Genomic DNA, 15,640 nt, shown 5'->3' on the forward strand with positions numbered 1-15,640 from the left:
ACTTTAATGATATTTATTATAAGATACGTTTTGAGAGTTTACAAGGCGTTTTTCCCTCTATTACAGGATTTTGTCATTTTTATCAAAAAAATAAATATTTTGGATTCAAATATCACTTAATTTTAAAAACATGTACCTGAAAAATTTGGTCTAAAAATCTGTCTGATGCATTTTAAAATCTGTGAATTATTAAACAAAAATACATATCCCTTTTCTTCTGCGGTCATAATATCCATATGAAAAAACATTCCAATCTTCCGGATTTTTCAAAACTCTGCGCACCGGAGCAGAATCCCATACAGGATAAGATTTCCCTGCTGATCCACTTCTTCTTTCTGGGAAGTTTTTCAGGATTTCTCTGGGAAACCCTTATTTTTCTTGTAAAAGATAATACTTTTCGCAACCGTGGCTTCTTTTATGGTCCATGGCTGCCTGTTTATGGGATTGGTGCGGTGGTCTTTTACTGTTTTTTTCATCATTCCAGCAAAAAAATATCCGGAGCCACTCATCTATCAGGCAGAACATTCCGCTCTAAAATAAAATACCACCCAATCACTATATTCACCAAAACTGCTCTTCTTGGAACAGCCTTAGAACTTGTGATCGGATGGCTTCTCAATACATTTTTCCATTTACGGTACTGGGATTACAGCAGTTATCCGTACAATTTTCATGGATATATCTGCCTTTTTTCAGCAATCGGATTTGGTATCGCAGGTATGCTCTGGATCTGTGTATTTTCTAATATATTCCGAAAATACTGGTTCTCCCTGCCACCCGGTTTCAGACGCTGCTTCAACAGTATGCTGGTACTTTTATTCCTCGCAGACTGCGCGGCTGCACTGATTTTCCCAAATGCCGGGCATGGAATCACATTTTAATCTGCAGGCTTGCGCCTTCATCTGCCTCTTTAATTTCTGGCACTTCCACTTTCTAAATATTCGCTTTCCTCTTCCATAACCTGATTTTCTTTTTCTTTAAAAATCATTCCGAAAATAGCACGTACAAACGGGCCTGCAAAAAAGATCTGCCAGAAAAATGCCATTGGGAAATTCAGTGCTGTCGTCTCAATCCACACAGCGATCACTTCTTTTCCAGCATGTTTAAATAAAAGTGTTGCTGCAAGGCTCATTGTCGGACACATCAGGCAGACTGTGATTGATGAAATAGCAAGAATTAGTATGATCGGCTTGTCCACACCCGGTGTCACAATACGGAATGCAAGTTTTTTTGACAATGATCCGTAAAGGAAAAAGTCAAGAATAAATGCGATCGGTCCCATGATCACCAGCTCATGAAATGCATTTAAAAATACAATATTGCTCATTCCTCCCATGTTCAGTGAAATATTGTAGCAGATCATTGCGTACACCATCACGAACACCATTAAAATAGTAAATACAACTTCCTGTAACTTTGTCTTTGGCATATTTTTCTCCTCATTGTTCTGATAAAATATTTATTTTTCCCGACAAAAAAGCAGAGAAAGCAATCTTTGCGATCGCTTTCTCTGCTGCACGTCGTGTGATTATTATAACGTATTATATGCACTTTTATAATAGTTTTAATTTCACAAATTTTTTATACAATTCATGAAATTCATTGTGCAATTTCTTCAATGCTGTCCTATAATTTCGTAGGAAGCACTTTCCTTTTTTATATGTTTTTTGTTTCATGAAGCATGGCTTTCATTTTTGAAACATGTCTTTCGTTTCATGCATGCTGATGCAGATATTTCTCCCTTGTTGCGAGTCCGCCACGGATATGACGTTCGGATTTATTGACATCTAATACTTTTCGTGCTTCTGCCGCAAGCGACGGATTTACCTGGGCAAGACGTTCCGTGACATCTTTATGTACCGTTAATACATTTTGTAACGGTCTTATTCGAATCATCCGAATTCTCTTGTTCTGCTTCCACCAACACTGTTTCATCCAAGCCCAAGTCACCGACAAGACGCAAGTAAATATCCACATTTCCATCCTTGTCCACTTCGATTTTATTAATAAGACGTTTTAGCTGTGTATTGGTCATTTCATGAACATCAGTAATGTCTTCCATCTCCTTAAAGGTACTATTAAGAATTGCCTCAAGCTGCTCTCCTTTGGTGAGATGATAAGATACCATTTTCAATTCATTTTCCAAGCGTTCAATCTCTTTTCTCATGCCACCGATTTTCTCATTCAATTCCTCTCTCGAAATCAAATCATCGGTGTACATATCCATATATTTTTCACGTGACTTACGCAGCTTGTTCAGTTCTGCGTTCAGTTCCTTTTCATACTCGATATTTTCATCTTTTGCCTTGTAAACACGTTGGAATTCTCTAATCACATAGTCGATTACTTTTTTCTTCTTGCTGAGTACATCCTGAAAATACTCCTGTAATACCTGAATCAATTCTTCTTCATCCACTGTGATTGCATTTGGACAGCTATCTGCACCACGACCATTGTGACCGGAACAAACCCAACGCACATAAGTATTCTTATACTGACGTACTGTTCTACGAAAAGACCATCCACAATCCTTACACTTAATCAATGTAGAGAATAAGTGCTTGTTGCTCTGGCGTTCGTGAGTCATCTTGAAAGAATCGTGACGACCTTTCAAAATCTCCTGTGCTCTGTCAAAAATTTCATCATCAATAATGCGAAGTTCCGGACGAAGTGTAACTAACCATTCAGACTCGTCTTTTTCTTTTCTCTGCCCGGTCAGGAAGTCGGCCACTTCCTCTTTACCATTGATAATCTTTCCGGTATATATTTCATTGGTCAGAATACGGCACACGGAATTCTGACTCCAATTATTTCCTCGTTTGGTTTTCACACCACGTTCATTGAGCATATTTGCAATCTTCGCACCACCAAATCCTTCTTCTGTATACCATTTGTACATCTGGCGGATAACCTTTGCCTCTTCTTCATTGATAGATAGATTGAAATAGTCACCGATAGTCTTATCATATCCGTAAACGATATTGGGAACTCGTCCCTTTTCCGCATTCATCTTCTTACCAAACTTGATACGCTTGGAAGTGTTGGCACTCTCTTCCTGGGCTAATGCGCCGAAAATGGTTAAAACAAACTCGCTGTTACCCATACTTGTCATATTAGCAGTGAGGAACTGCGTTTCAATACCAAGTGCTTTTAGTTTGCGGACACTCTGTAATAAATCAACGGTATTTCTGGCAAAGCGAGAGATATCCTTTACCACAACCATGTCAAATAAGCCCTTTTCAGCGTCTGCAAGCATACGCTGGAATTCCTTACGATTCTTGATTTTAGTTCCGGAAATACCTTCGTCTGCATATAATTTAATAAGGTTGTCCCCTGTACGTTTTGTATATTCTAAGAAAAACTCTTTCTGAGTCTCTAAGCTGTTGAGCTGGTCTTCTTTATCTGTGGAAACTCGGCAATATGCTGCGATGTTCATATTTATCTGCCTTTCTGTTAGTTTTGTTACGTTCTGTTACAACTATTATAACTTATTTATCTTAAAAGTAAATAGCGCAGAAAAAGAAAACTGTCCATTAGAGTTTCTTTCCTACGCTATTCTTAATAGTATAGTTGTTAATATGTATCGGTAGCTTCTTCACTATATCCGATTTTTTTCTCGGGTTCTGGTGTTCTATTTTTTTCTACCCAATATCCCTTTATTTTTATCATAATAATACATAACGCTGATACTCCAATAACTGGAAGCAAAGACAAAAAGGCCGTTTCTAACATCTCCAGACCCATTATCCAAAAAAACTCCCATGCCAAAGCATCTTTATTTGCTAGTGCTAATTCGAAAGCTTCATCAGTTTGAAAATATAGCAGATAATTACTTGAAGCAGGTTTGTTTTTCAATGCCATACTCACAAGATATGTCCCTATTGTAAATATTGTTGCCGCCATACCAGATACAATCTCGTTTACCAGCAATGCCACCTTACTATTTGATATCAAAGAGAGAAAAACCCAAACCAATAAGTATATTATAACAAATACTATATCAGCAATCGCACCTTTTACCATACCTTGCACAATTTCAGTTAATACCAGTGAAAAAAACAGGTTGTATACAACACATAATTTAAGCCATCTTCTTACAGAATGCTTCCATCCTATAATATTATCGACCCCTGCGAATACCACTCCTGAAATAATTACCAATTCTCCCAACATTACTAGCTTAAGAAGAATCAAAACTACTCCAATCATAAAAGTTGACATGTAGACCCATGGTACATATTTACGTCTACTTCTATACCATCCTTCAATTTTTTCAAGCAAATTTTGAATGGAAAGAATCCATGTAAAAAATCCATCTACAAACTTCATGTTATCGCCTTCCTTTAGTATTTGGGGAATAACAATCCCATTATTATTCCCTAATCTATTACTTGTTTTTCTAAACAAAGAATTACCGCAAAGAATTAGTTAGCGAGTAACTAGCGAAGAAGATTTTTCTCCTATCGTCTTTTTCCTTATACTATCGTTTGAACAAAATCTCTCAGCAATTGTATTGATGTTTGCAATTGCTGTTCTGTAAAGTGTGGATTATGTGTATTTTCAGGATGATGAATTTGATGCCTTATATACTCTGACAATACAACTTGGTCTTGTCTTGTACTTCCGCCTCTTAAAATCTTAATATATGGCATAGTCGGTTTTCCCGCTTTATATGCATCCCACTGACCTTCTGCTTCGATATAACCATATAACTCATTATGATATTCTTCTGACACCTCTGAAAATGCTAAATAATTAACTTCATTTAAGGATGGATAAGGCAATTGTCCTGGCAATACTGTCTCCACTGTTTTTCCTTCATCAGAATTCGATATTAGCCTCAGATTTGAATAGTCCAATTTTTTGACCACATTTGCACTATGCGTAGTAATAATTACTTGTGTACTATTTACTTCAGATAACTCTAGCAATGCTTCTATCAATTTCTTTTGATTCTCAGTATGCTGCGATGTCTCTGGTTCTTCTATAGCGTAAATAATACTTGCATTTGCGTTATCTGCAATCCTACGCTCCGCTTCGGCTCTGAAAAAATTGAGCAAAATCAATCTCTTTACACCGCTACCGCGTTTATTAACTGGAATTCCTTCATCTCCTGAAATTGACACTTTCTTAAAGACATCTGACCATTTAAGACTACTAGCACTCGGAATCACCGGATTTAGACTATTAGCCACTTCTGGACTCATTTCTCTCAGTTTTTCTAAAGTTCTACTTGACACTTCCTCCAGTTTTCTCTCTACCTCCATTGCAATTGCCGCTAGCTCTTCTTGTAAACGTTCTTCACTAAGAATTTGCTTTACTGCTTCTTGTAATGGATCTTGAACTTCACTGTCGCTATCAGTATTCTTTCTGTCCGATTGAAATAGTGAATACACTGGCAAATACTTCTGAAGCTTATCCCATATGGACTTTGTTTCACCTTTTGTAACATCAATCTCTGTTAATCCCAATTGCCAATCGTCTCGATAATGCTCCCAAATAGCCCGTCTCATAACAGCATTTCTTGTTCTATCATCACATGCGATTCCATTATCATCTATAATTTTCCTCAAATCTTTGTCTGTTTTTTGAAGAAGTCCATTGCACTGTGCGTTAGTTGGATGATATGCTCTTATAAACACCTTGGCAGAACCAGCATTGGGATATCTCTTCTCTATCTCCAACTGACCTTCTTCATTTAAAAGCAATTCCTCCGCTAAACTTGTTTCATTGGTAGCATCAATCGCTATTCTCTCTGGCAATTCTTCAAAACATGCCGTGATAACAATGTCTGTGTCTCCCTCTGCCAAAGCTTGTTTATTGATATCATCTTTATCCTGTTTTACAATCCCTTTACCGTCATTGAAAAATATATCTAGAGCCTCTAAAACACTCGATTTGCCAATATCATTTTTACCGACAAAAGCAGTAAAATTATCAAAATCAATTGTCACTTCCCCTTTATACCCACGAAAGTTTCTAATTTTGAAATTTTTTATCTTCATATAAACGTTTCCCCCTAACAATCTCTGATTTGTTCATTGAAATGTTGTTCTCCATTTTTATCTTCCCACTTACAAATAATCTTAAACTTCCTTGAAGACTGCATATGTACTACTACATGTTCTTCAAAACCATTACCTGGCTCAAGATACTCAAATGGCATCTTATCCTTCATCAATATTATGTTATACTCCGACGGTATCTCAACATCAATGTTATACGCTGTCACATCTCCTGAGTTCCATACTTTTAACTTATATTTGCCTTGAGAAATTTTTATAATTCTCGCTTCAACGCATGCCTTCTTTTCTCGATTTACTTCTCTTTCAATCTTCTCTAACTCATACTTTTTTAGTGCCAAATCATATTCTTGTAGTTTTTGTTCCATTTCAGACAGCTTAACTTGAACTTGTGTGCATTTGTTAGATTTTATCAATGCAATAACAGAAACTAGAACTGCTGCGATGGGCATAATATATATAGCTATGTCTTTAATTATTTCTTTTGCTATATTCCAAATCTCAATAATCTCTGATGGCATTTTTACCTCCATTTCTTAAGTGCCTTTGCCAATTTCTTTTCCATTTCTTTTATTGCTGCATTTTTTATTTCTTCAATATTGTCATTAATAACTTCTTGATTGACCTCCAACAGTTCAGCCTTGGTAAAAATTTTTCCACAGTCTGAACATTGCACTCTTGTTTCGTCTGGTGCTTCACCTAATTCACACTTAATTTCATCTAACGTTGAAAATTGGTCATTGCCACACACATCACAAAACATTGTTACATTTCTACTTAAGTCTTTCATTTGTCTCCCTCCAAATCACATAAGCTTTTACCTTACTTCCTCCGGCAAATATTTCGCCAGTTCCTCCACCAACTCATACACCTTAGTTCCCGGCGCAATCTCTGTCGGTGTTTTTCCTGCTCCATCCTTTATAATTCGCTTCGCATATCGAATCGCCAGTTTCGGATTACCATACTCCATCAGAATCTCAAAGATATTATTCATATTCTTCTGATACTTTCCGATTCCTAATTCTTTGAACTTATCATTCAAAAATGCAATATACTCTGTTCTATGGTTATTAGCGGTGTAATATGCAAAATGAAGCAGGAACCAGAACTCAATACATTCATTACTCCATGCTGTATGATATTGCAATTCCGGATTTTCTTTGTTTAAACTCTCTGCGCGTTCCACGACACCATTGAAGTGTTCTGCCGGGAAACTATCCTTGTCATAAACGCACCAGATTTGCCCCTTTTTAATTTTATTTTTCTTTACATATTCCTCTGCCATACCGATTACTCGCATGGTTTCTGCCTGACAAGGTTCAATCTCTATCAAGACCATATCCTTATAGATTGGATTATCCTCAATCAATTTCTTAAATCCAAGAAAGTATTGTGGTTCCGTCTGCTGTCCTTCACAGAAAATATAGTACCGGTACTGCTTCATCTCCAAGTATTCTTGACGACGTTTCTTTTTCCATTTCTCCATTCCGGCTTTTTTAGGCATTGACCTTCCCCCAATCTATAATTCTTCTGAGGTACGGATCAGCACCGTACTTACCTTCAAGATACTGCTTATCGAACTTTGCATCCTTTCTGACAGACTCACCTTTTTCATTTTTGAACTCTACTAGCGAGTACAGTTTTGAATTCTGTGCATTTCCCTTTGCCACAAACCAAATCTCATCTCTGCGGAAAACTTCACTGTTCATGGTAGACAAATCGTGGGATGTGAATATCAGCTGCGCTTTATGTCTGTTGATGTTCATATCATTAAACATCATGATAATATGACGCAATAATACCGGATGAATCTTCGCATCCAATTCATCAATTACAAGCACAGTTCCATCAAGCAAACTTACCGCAATAAAAGGAAGCAGACCAAACAACTTCTTTGTTCCGCTGGATTCATCGGATAAGCTAAGCTCTGTTTCCACATCATCTACGAGGTGTTTTGTAAACACTTCTATCCTATCATTCTCTTTTTCTTCCACTCTGAAATCAACGATGTCCAGATCCATTTCTTGAATCATTTCAAGCATCAACTGCTTCACATCTTCTGATGTGGATATTGCCATTCTAAGCTCCTGAATAGGATTACCATAATTCAAGAAATCCACGCCGAACTCGAACCAATTCAATACATCCCTAACTACTGCATTTCCCTTGTAGGCGATACCCAAGTAGGAAAGCAAGGTAAGTGTCTTAGATAAATCATCACTGACTTTCAGTTTCGCAAATGCACCCTTTAAAACAATCCCTTTATCATCTCTTGTATACAATGCAGAACGTCTTCCGGTCTCAAGCTTCACTCTGTCCAAGCTCTCATATATAACCACATCACGCTTCACATGCAAGATATATCTGTACTCTGCAGACTCTGTACGGAAAAACAGTTCAAACTCTGTTGGTTCATTTTTGCTATCTGAAAAAGCAAATGGTTCAACAATAATTCTTTTTTGTAAAAGAACCTTATCTTCGTTGTCTTCTGTGGCATACAACGGGCGCAGAATTTTTGCAACCAATGTGTGCAACGCTGCCAGAACATTGGATTTTCCTCCACCATTAGGACCATAAATGGCAGACACCGGTAAATACATCTCATCATCCTGGTCTTTGATTATTCTATCTTCATGCTCCGAGATTGCTGCTGCCTGCATATCAAAGGTCACTTCATCTCTTATACTCTTGTAATTCTTCACAGTAAACTGACATAACATATCTTTTACCCTCCATTCTACCTATATTATATCCCGTTTTTCTCGTTTTGCAACATATATTTGAGATTTTATCTCATATCTTAACTCAATATTACCATTTTCATAAATTCTAATACCTTTGTATAGAAAAAGCAAGGCATCCCTACCTTGCTCTTCTCCGTCTTATACTCACCGGTTCCTCCACCCTTTTTATCCCCTCAGATTCTGCTATGTACTTACTCTCCTCTGCACATTTTGATGCTGCTTCTTCTATAGCACGTTCCACTTTGCCTGCATTTACTTCAATCAAAAGCTTACACAAGAAGTCAGTGGTATCCTCTGCCGAATTCGGATTATGAAAGCGATAATTCAGTTTTCTCTGTTTCAAGCGGAATCCCCACCACCTTCTTGCTTGTCCTTCTTTCCCATACTATGAGATTGATTCTTAGGTTAGACCTATCTTTTTTTCACAAGATGATTGTATTCCATTTGAAATAAAATTACGTTCCCCAAATAATGTACTTAAGTCTATTCCCACAATACTTTATTCCTTACTACTAGGCACAATTTCATGTAACAGCTTCACCAGCAAATCGTTGTTCAAATAAAAACGCATGGAATAAGATCTGAAATATCCATTATCCTTTCCATGCGCTTGATATAAACACATTGTTAATACTATTGATGGTACATTAGGTTGAATAAAGATTTATTATATTTTAAACTTAATAAAAAACATAAATTCACAAATTAGCAAGCAGTGCATTTGTGATCACAAATACATTTTTTGCTTGTTGGGAGTATCTCCCAAACCCTTAGAGTCAATCAGGAAACCGATTGAGCCACGCCCTACATTACATGTCCGTGCTACACTCTTAGTCCAATTCTCTTGTAATATACCTTATATCTCTTCTGGGCATTCCATCCCTAACAAACCACACGCCTCACACAACACTTTCTGCACGATATCCACCAAAAACATTCGTGCCATTTTCTCCTTTTCATCTGCTTGTAAAATAGAACAATCATGGTAGAACTTATTAAATGCAGTCGCCAATGATATTACATACCTTGCCACCATAGATGTCCTAATGACACAAAATACCGGAAAAATTACGTTTTCTGTAATTTCTCCGGTATAGCGTATTTGTTCTAAAACTATCACGCAGTTTTTTATTTCACTTCATATTCCAGCCATCTTCGCATCTGTCTAAAACCAACCGCCTGATAAAATTCAATTGCGGACTCATTGAATTCCCACACGTCAAGCTCTATCTTACCTAGCTTTCTCTTTTTAGCATCTTCAATCATAAATTCAAGCAGCTCTTTAGCCACACCTTGCCGCCTATGATTTACATCTACCGCTATTTCTTGTACATGGTAGAAACATCTTGCGTTTCCGAATGGAGTCTCAGGTTTGTTTACATAATCTACACATGCCATACCGCATATTATTCCATCACGTTCTGCAACAATAATATCACTATTTTCTCCGTTTATGAGTACCTGTGCATAATCCCTTAATTCCGTTCCAAACCCTGCTTTAAATATGTCCGGCGTCCTTCTACATGAATATCATTTACCTGTTTTCTCAATTCACTAATTATATCCAAATCTTTTTCTTCTGCAAAACGTACCATATTAGTCCACACCTTTCTTAACATTAAATTTTTCTAATCTATAATGACCTTCATCATCTAATTCGTTTACACCATTTTTGTAATCATATCCTTGTTTTTTGCAAAAACTCTACAGCTGTAATAAAAGCAGGAATTTCTATTCTATCTGCATACAAAAAGAGTTCATGATGTTCAGCCAATGCTTTCATTGCCTTTTCACCATAATCTTTTACATTGACTTCCCAAAAATTTCTTCGTATCAGATTTACAATTGGTTCTTCATCCTACTCCTGATATCGCCTTGCTGTTGCCTCGTTACCATTTGATAATTTCATATAACTCTCCTTTCTGCCATTCATCGCAAAAAATTACACCAAACATTGATATGTCTGGTGCAAAAATTTACATACGGTTATTCTGTAAGACTATATAAAAATCAAAACCTACATCATCCGGACTTTCTGCACAGACATATCAGACCTACCTGCTGTAACCGTGCATCCTTCTCGGATTCTTTACAGTTACAAACGAGTACGTCCATAATACATGTACATATAGTTCATTGTAAAATGTAAGATCTGCATTGTATGGCTGTCCTTAATTTTTTATGTATTATATTACCACCAGAATTAATTGTCAGCAGTCTAAAGCTTCTAGAAAATTGCTCCAAAAAATGCGCGAACACCATCATCTACAGATGTGCTTACATCTTTCACATCCAAGTCATAATAATATTTACCAGTTTCAATATCAACAGACAAAGAATCCAGAGGAAATCCCTCTACTCTCTTTGGATGTGGCTGCGTTACTAAAATAAAAGGTTCTGTAGCAATTGACATGTCCATACTGGAATAATGATGTTCTTCATCCAGGATAAAATAAATTGCATTTCTGTATCGTCCGGTTATTCTTCCACCATGTTTTGCAGCTAATGCAGCATAATGTTCTCTCATTTCATCATCTGTTAATTCTTTTCCATTGATACGTCTCACATGAAGTCCCGGTTGCTCGTCCTCTTGTAACTCATCAAAATACAATCCACTATCACAAGAAAATACCGGAATCTGAAATGCCTCAAAGTATGCTTTTGCCTTTATTTCAGCATTCTCTAAAGGAGTCTTTCCATTTTCATTTATGCTCGGAATCTCACTATGTATGTCGCCTAATCCAATCAGTTCTACATCAAATGATTCCAATGCGGTTCTCATAGCTTGTAATTTTGCTTTATTCGTTGTACCATATAAAATCTTCATTCCGATACCTCTCTTAAATAAATCCTCTATTTTTAGCCTCTTCAATCAATTTCGGTTGAATCAACGGATATGTCCAACTATCAACCAACTTATCTGTAATCAATATAGTTTCAATTTCACTATGCAATTCTTCAAAAGATGCAATGTCTGCATAATAAAGCATTCCAAAAGATTCATCATTAATATTTTCATTGACTCTCGTTTTACCTTTTACCGAATATGCACATATAGGAGTAATATCAAAAGTCACAGCACCCGTTTCCTCTTTTAATTCGCGTTTTGCCGTTTCTAAAATCTCTTCACCATCTTCTCGATGTCCTCCCGGTACTTCATATGTATCACGTTCTCTATGTTTGCAAAATACCCATTTACCATCGGTTTTGGCAATAATAACTGCAAATTTAAGCAGACTATCATCTACACTATCATTATCATAAAAATTTACCTCTACCAACTTACTAACACCTCTTCTAATCTATAATTTCTTAGTGAAACATATTATTCTGTTCGCCTCTTCAAATCCCATTTTAAGATGAAACAGCAAACTTTCCTCATTATCTAATTCACAATCGCTTGCAAACTCTATACATCCTTGCTCTTTAGCAAATTTTTGACATGCTTTCACTAATTCTTTGGCAATACCTTGTCTTCTATAAGCTCCTTCAACAAAAACACCTTCTAAATATCCTACGGGACTAGTTTCTGTTCCTTCTACGTAATCATGTCTAAATCCACATTTAGCAAACCCTATTGCAGTATTATCATTCCATGCCATAAATACTGCACCGCCATTGTTCATATAATCAACAAAATCCGCTTCTAAGCCATCAACAGAATTTTCATCCCACATTTGAATTGCTAATTTTGCTACCGAATTTGCTTCATTTACAGAAGCTCTCTTAATTTCCATCATTTTTTATCCACTCCACCGATTTCTTTAATGCTTTTATCGTCTTTGTTTCTAAAACACATCTCGCGTTGCATGCCTTAGCCACATTCAAGCGATCTATCAAATCTATTTCTCCATCACCTAATGCCAGATGATTTTTAGGTGGGATTTCTCTTCCGTCATGAATGTGGAAATGACTTAGCTTGCTCTTATTATCAAGTATAAATGGTACATCTATTTCTCCAGTGCCCTTTGAATGCCCTATATCCCATGTCAAAGCGAAGCAAGCACTTTCTAACATACTTTCTATTGCCTTTTTCTCATACTCACGAAATCCATTTGTATTTTCAATAGCAATATGTATGTCAGCATCTCCAATCCACTCTTCACAGGATTTTTTGAAGCGCAAAAAATAATCCATATATACATCAAAATCTCTCTCATACATTTGAACCTTTTTGTCCGGCAATGTAATATATATCCCGTGATGCATATGCATATTAATTGTTAATGGTTGTTCCTTCTTTCCATACCTATTCTTTAATTCCACAAAATGTTTTGCAACTTCTATTGTACGTCGTACCGTTTCCAAATAAGCATCTCTGACCAATGGATTGAAATCTGCAACATTCAAATTCTCATCCAAATGAATTGTATAATAAACGCCCGCTTCATCCGCTTTTTTATAAAACCATTCTACATCTTCAATTTTGTCAATTTGATATTCCGGAAAATTCATATTTAATTCAATAAAGGAAAGCCCCAATTCTTTGCAAAGTGCAATATTATCCTCAAGAGTCCTATTTTCAATTAAGGTTGGCATTCCGAATTCTAACATAAAAGCGCCTCCTTCTGTCTTAAACTATGTCAACTCACTCTGTTCTTGACACGAGCCTCCGTCGCATGTGGATTGATGACAACACAGCGTTCCTATGCCTTCGGCACAAGTTGCCATGACAACAAGTCTACCACATGCTACTCATGTAACGAGCATCGTGTAATTTTTATTCGCAATTACTACTTTTAAGAACATTCTCTTTTATCCAAGATATAATCGTTTTCCTAAGTACTCTACGGTATTTGTTATACTTATCTGACAAATATTCATACATAGGACTCAAATAAGGGTTCATATTAACATCGAACTCCAAAAACGAAAATTCTCCGGAGTGAAATAATTTTGATCTTATTTCATACATATCATCTATATCATTCTTTTGGACAGTGTTACAATATTTCTGTACAAAATCTGAAAAACTAATTCCTTCCGCTTTAGATAAACTTTCAACACTTGCTACCAAAAGAGCTATTTGAAACGAAGATTCATCCGGTCCCATTACTATGCTCTTATTGTATAATCTAGAACAATTCCTAAATGCCATTCTCCTTTTCTCATCTAGATCTTCTATCCCTCTATAGTAATCTCTAATACACTTCGGAACGAAAATTTCTTGTCCTAATACAAATACATCGTCATTTATCTCACCACGATATATCGGTTGGCTTTTTGGAATCTTTTCTAATCGATGTCTTTCAAATATTTCTTCAACGTGTTTTGTATCACCATATTTTTCTATAATCTTCACACCACTTTTATCAGGATTCATTATGGAAATAACTCCACCTTCAAAATTTTCACCTTTCATAACATCTTCTAAAGTTGCTAATCCATTCAAATTATCTTTTACCACTAATTTTAATTCATTATCAATAAATGCTGTTCTATATCTCTCATGCACTATATTTCTCCGATAATGTGAATCATATGAAAGCCTCACGAAATTTCGATATATCGATTGTGGATCATAAAAGCAAACATCAAGTAATATCGACAAATAACTCACAAAATCTGATACTATATTATATGCTTTCGCTCTTGCCTCTTGGATGTTATTTGCTTTCAACTTTATGTCAAATGCCACAAACTGTTCTGTCAATGGTTCTGTTCTTTCCACACTATCCAGTGTATGAAACATAAGGTTATAATTTTTAAAATTAAAGGAATATACCCCCTTTATAGGATATGAATTATACATCAGTTTATATATTCTTACCGTTTTAGGAGTATCATTTTCCGACCTAATTTCTTGAATGGCCCTATAAATATCTAAATTTTCATAATAATATAATTTCAAATCCATTGAATAATCAATAAAGTCATTTTCATCTTGATTTATTTCCAACTTTATCTCATAAATAGTTAATTCGTCATAATCCAGCAGTAAATTCAATCTAACTGGTTTATTACGCATATTATCAGTAAAAGTCGCTGTAACTACAAAGTGTCTATCATCCATGTTTTGAGTACAGATACTATCGCACTTTTTATTCAAAACATATTTTACCAATTCAACTACATTTATGCCTTTACAGTCTATATCTTTAATTATTACATTCTCCGTCATATCACATTGTCCTTTCATAGAGCTTTCTACCAGTCTATTCTTACGTAAATTTTCTTTACTATAATTTAGGAAAACCCGCTTACACAAGCGGGTTTTCCTAATGAGCGTGTTGGGAGTCGAACCCAAAAGTACTCCGTCCTATTTTCAACGCATTCTTATCTTTGTATTAACCACACACCTTTGAGTCACGCCCAGGAATACCAATGCTCACCATAAATGTTGCAAATACAATAGTCATTTTACTTAATCCTTTCCATCTAACCAACAGTTTCTTACTGTTATTTTCGCGATTCTGCTTTTTGCATTTTTGAATTTTACTTCCATGCTTATCAAATTCACTTCTTACGGAAAGCGCCACCGTTATTGCTGTTGTTAATACTCCAATTACAATACTCCATATAGGCAAAAAATACATGCATATTATATCATTAAATAACCAATTTCACAATCAAAAACACCCCCAAGTTTCCACCTGAGAGTGCTCCTACTTTACCCCTATTCAACTACCCAAACAACCTTACCTTTCCACCGCTCTATATTGTTACAACCATATGTACCGTACTCTTGCTGATTCCAAAATGTTTCGCTGCCTGACGCACCGTCGTATTATTATCAATAATATATCTGGCTATTTCCATAGCTCTTTCCTCAATATAGGTTTTCACAAAAAATCCCCTGCAATACTTGTTTTTACATTGTATGCAGGGAATTTTTGTTCATGACAATAGAATGTTTACAGAACATGCATCCTA

The 15,640-nt window shown here is 36.0% G+C and carries 17 protein-coding genes and 2 pseudogenes; 1 reads left to right on the forward strand and 18 read right to left on the reverse strand.

Annotation, left to right across the window (positions count from 1 at the left end):
* Positions 1-236 precede the first annotated feature (236 nt).
* Entirely contained in the window at positions 237-881 is a 645-nt protein-coding gene (locus tag ACDD58_RS01680) for a putative ABC transporter permease (protein WP_370775344.1), read from the forward strand.
* A gap of 29 nt (positions 882-910) precedes the next feature.
* Here ACDD58_RS01680 and ACDD58_RS01685 read toward each other — a convergent pair whose 3' ends face one another.
* The 18 genes and pseudogenes from ACDD58_RS01685 to ACDD58_RS01770 form a co-directional block, all read right to left on the reverse strand.
* Positions 911-1,429 (reverse strand): DUF2798 domain-containing protein, encoded by a 519-nt coding sequence (locus ACDD58_RS01685; protein ID WP_186900243.1) that lies wholly within the window; start codon positions 1,427-1,429, stop codon positions 911-913.
* A gap of 284 nt (positions 1,430-1,713) precedes the next feature.
* A pseudogene (locus ACDD58_RS01690) lies at positions 1,714-1,863 on the reverse strand (sporulation transcriptional regulator SpoIIID); the annotation flags it as partial.
* Positions 1,853-3,436: a recombinase family protein gene (locus ACDD58_RS01695; protein ID WP_370775346.1), complete on the reverse strand. Its 1,584-nt coding sequence runs from the start codon at positions 3,434-3,436 to the stop codon at positions 1,853-1,855. The gene ACDD58_RS01695 and the pseudogene ACDD58_RS01690, both read right to left, overlap by 11 nt.
* Before the next feature lie 137 nt (positions 3,437-3,573).
* Entirely contained in the window at positions 3,574-4,329 is a 756-nt protein-coding gene (locus ACDD58_RS01700) for a hypothetical protein (RefSeq protein WP_370775348.1), read from the reverse strand.
* 146 nt (positions 4,330-4,475) lie between these two features.
* Positions 4,476-6,005, reverse strand: a complete 1,530-nt coding sequence (locus ACDD58_RS01705) for an ATP-binding protein (RefSeq protein WP_370775351.1) — start codon at positions 6,003-6,005, stop codon at positions 4,476-4,478.
* A gap of 14 nt (positions 6,006-6,019) precedes the next feature.
* Positions 6,020-6,544, reverse strand: coding sequence for a hypothetical protein (locus ACDD58_RS01710; protein WP_370775353.1), 525 nt, complete (start codon positions 6,542-6,544; stop codon positions 6,020-6,022).
* Between the two features lie 2 nt (positions 6,545-6,546).
* Positions 6,547-6,813, reverse strand: coding sequence for a hypothetical protein (locus ACDD58_RS01715; RefSeq protein WP_370775356.1), 267 nt, complete (start codon positions 6,811-6,813; stop codon positions 6,547-6,549).
* A gap of 27 nt (positions 6,814-6,840) precedes the next feature.
* Complete coding sequence (locus tag ACDD58_RS01720) at positions 6,841-7,527, reverse strand: RloB family protein (RefSeq protein ID WP_337631052.1); 687 nt, start codon at positions 7,525-7,527, stop codon at positions 6,841-6,843.
* Positions 7,520-8,743, reverse strand: coding sequence for an ATP/GTP-binding protein (locus tag ACDD58_RS01725; RefSeq protein ID WP_370775359.1), 1,224 nt, complete (start codon positions 8,741-8,743; stop codon positions 7,520-7,522). Before ACDD58_RS01725 ends, ACDD58_RS01720 begins: the two co-directional genes overlap by 8 nt.
* A 142-nt stretch (positions 8,744-8,885) precedes the next feature.
* Positions 8,886-9,110, reverse strand: coding sequence for a hypothetical protein (locus ACDD58_RS01730; protein ID WP_370775362.1), 225 nt, complete (start codon positions 9,108-9,110; stop codon positions 8,886-8,888).
* A 513-nt stretch (positions 9,111-9,623) separates the two neighbouring features.
* Positions 9,624-9,803 carry a DALR anticodon-binding domain-containing protein gene (locus tag ACDD58_RS01735; protein ID WP_370775760.1) on the reverse strand — a complete coding sequence of 60 codons (180 nt, stop codon included), beginning with the start codon at positions 9,801-9,803 and terminating at the stop codon, positions 9,624-9,626.
* A gap of 92 nt (positions 9,804-9,895) precedes the next feature.
* Entirely contained in the window at positions 9,896-10,273 is a 378-nt protein-coding gene (locus ACDD58_RS01740; protein ID WP_370775761.1) for a GNAT family N-acetyltransferase, read from the reverse strand.
* 721 nt (positions 10,274-10,994) lie between these two features.
* On the reverse strand, positions 10,995-11,594 hold the full coding sequence (locus ACDD58_RS01745; RefSeq protein WP_370775365.1) for a non-canonical purine NTP pyrophosphatase: 600 nt from the start codon (positions 11,592-11,594) through the stop codon (positions 10,995-10,997).
* A gap of 13 nt (positions 11,595-11,607) precedes the next feature.
* Positions 11,608-12,048, reverse strand: coding sequence for an NUDIX domain-containing protein (locus tag ACDD58_RS01750; RefSeq protein WP_370775368.1), 441 nt, complete (start codon positions 12,046-12,048; stop codon positions 11,608-11,610).
* Between the two features lie 21 nt (positions 12,049-12,069).
* Positions 12,070-12,507 (reverse strand): aminoglycoside 6'-N-acetyltransferase, encoded by a 438-nt coding sequence (aac(6'), locus tag ACDD58_RS01755; RefSeq protein ID WP_370775371.1) that lies wholly within the window; start codon positions 12,505-12,507, stop codon positions 12,070-12,072.
* Entirely contained in the window at positions 12,494-13,321 is an 828-nt protein-coding gene (locus ACDD58_RS01760; protein ID WP_370775373.1) for a TIM barrel protein, read from the reverse strand. The genes aac(6') and ACDD58_RS01760 overlap by 14 nt, the downstream gene beginning before the upstream one ends.
* 166 nt (positions 13,322-13,487) lie before the next feature.
* Positions 13,488-14,888, reverse strand: a complete 1,401-nt coding sequence (locus ACDD58_RS01765; protein WP_370775376.1) for a hypothetical protein — start codon at positions 14,886-14,888, stop codon at positions 13,488-13,490.
* A gap of 539 nt (positions 14,889-15,427) precedes the next feature.
* Positions 15,428-15,553, reverse strand: a pseudogene (locus ACDD58_RS01770) (sporulation transcriptional regulator SpoIIID); the annotation flags it as partial.
* Positions 15,554-15,640 lie beyond the last annotated feature (87 nt).

It is taken from the genome of Roseburia sp. (assembly GCF_041325975.1).
Classification (GTDB): Bacteria; Bacillota; Clostridia; order Lachnospirales; family Lachnospiraceae; genus Roseburia; species Roseburia rectibacter.

What these genes read in the sequence shown, in the direction of transcription:
- ACDD58_RS01735 (WP_370775760.1), bottom strand. Translation starts at nt 9,803, where the DNA reads ATGGTGGCAAGGTATGTAATATCATTGGCGACTGCATTTAATAAGTTC.
- ACDD58_RS01715 (WP_370775356.1), bottom strand. Translation starts at nt 6,813, where the DNA reads ATGAAAGACTTAAGTAGAAATGTAACAATGTTTTGTGATGTGTGTGGC.
- ACDD58_RS01695 (WP_370775346.1), bottom strand. Translation starts at nt 3,436, where the DNA reads ATGAACATCGCAGCATATTGCCGAGTTTCCACAGATAAAGAAGACCAG.
- ACDD58_RS01680 (WP_370775344.1), top strand. Translation starts at nt 237, where the DNA reads ATGAAAAAACATTCCAATCTTCCGGATTTTTCAAAACTCTGCGCACCG.
- ACDD58_RS01765 (WP_370775376.1), bottom strand. Translation starts at nt 14,888, where the DNA reads ATGACGGAGAATGTAATAATTAAAGATATAGACTGTAAAGGCATAAAT.
- ACDD58_RS01725 (WP_370775359.1), bottom strand. Translation starts at nt 8,743, where the DNA reads ATGTTATGTCAGTTTACTGTGAAGAATTACAAGAGTATAAGAGATGAA.
- ACDD58_RS01705 (WP_370775351.1), bottom strand. Translation starts at nt 6,005, where the DNA reads ATGAAGATAAAAAATTTCAAAATTAGAAACTTTCGTGGGTATAAAGGG.
- ACDD58_RS01700 (WP_370775348.1), bottom strand. Translation starts at nt 4,329, where the DNA reads ATGAAGTTTGTAGATGGATTTTTTACATGGATTCTTTCCATTCAAAAT.
- ACDD58_RS01685 (WP_186900243.1), bottom strand. Translation starts at nt 1,429, where the DNA reads ATGCCAAAGACAAAGTTACAGGAAGTTGTATTTACTATTTTAATGGTG.
- ACDD58_RS01710 (WP_370775353.1), bottom strand. Translation starts at nt 6,544, where the DNA reads ATGCCATCAGAGATTATTGAGATTTGGAATATAGCAAAAGAAATAATT.
- ACDD58_RS01760 (WP_370775373.1), bottom strand. Translation starts at nt 13,321, where the DNA reads ATGTTAGAATTCGGAATGCCAACCTTAATTGAAAATAGGACTCTTGAG.
- ACDD58_RS01745 (WP_370775365.1), bottom strand. Translation starts at nt 11,594, where the DNA reads ATGAAGATTTTATATGGTACAACGAATAAAGCAAAATTACAAGCTATG.
- ACDD58_RS01720 (WP_337631052.1), bottom strand. Translation starts at nt 7,527, where the DNA reads ATGCCTAAAAAAGCCGGAATGGAGAAATGGAAAAAGAAACGTCGTCAA.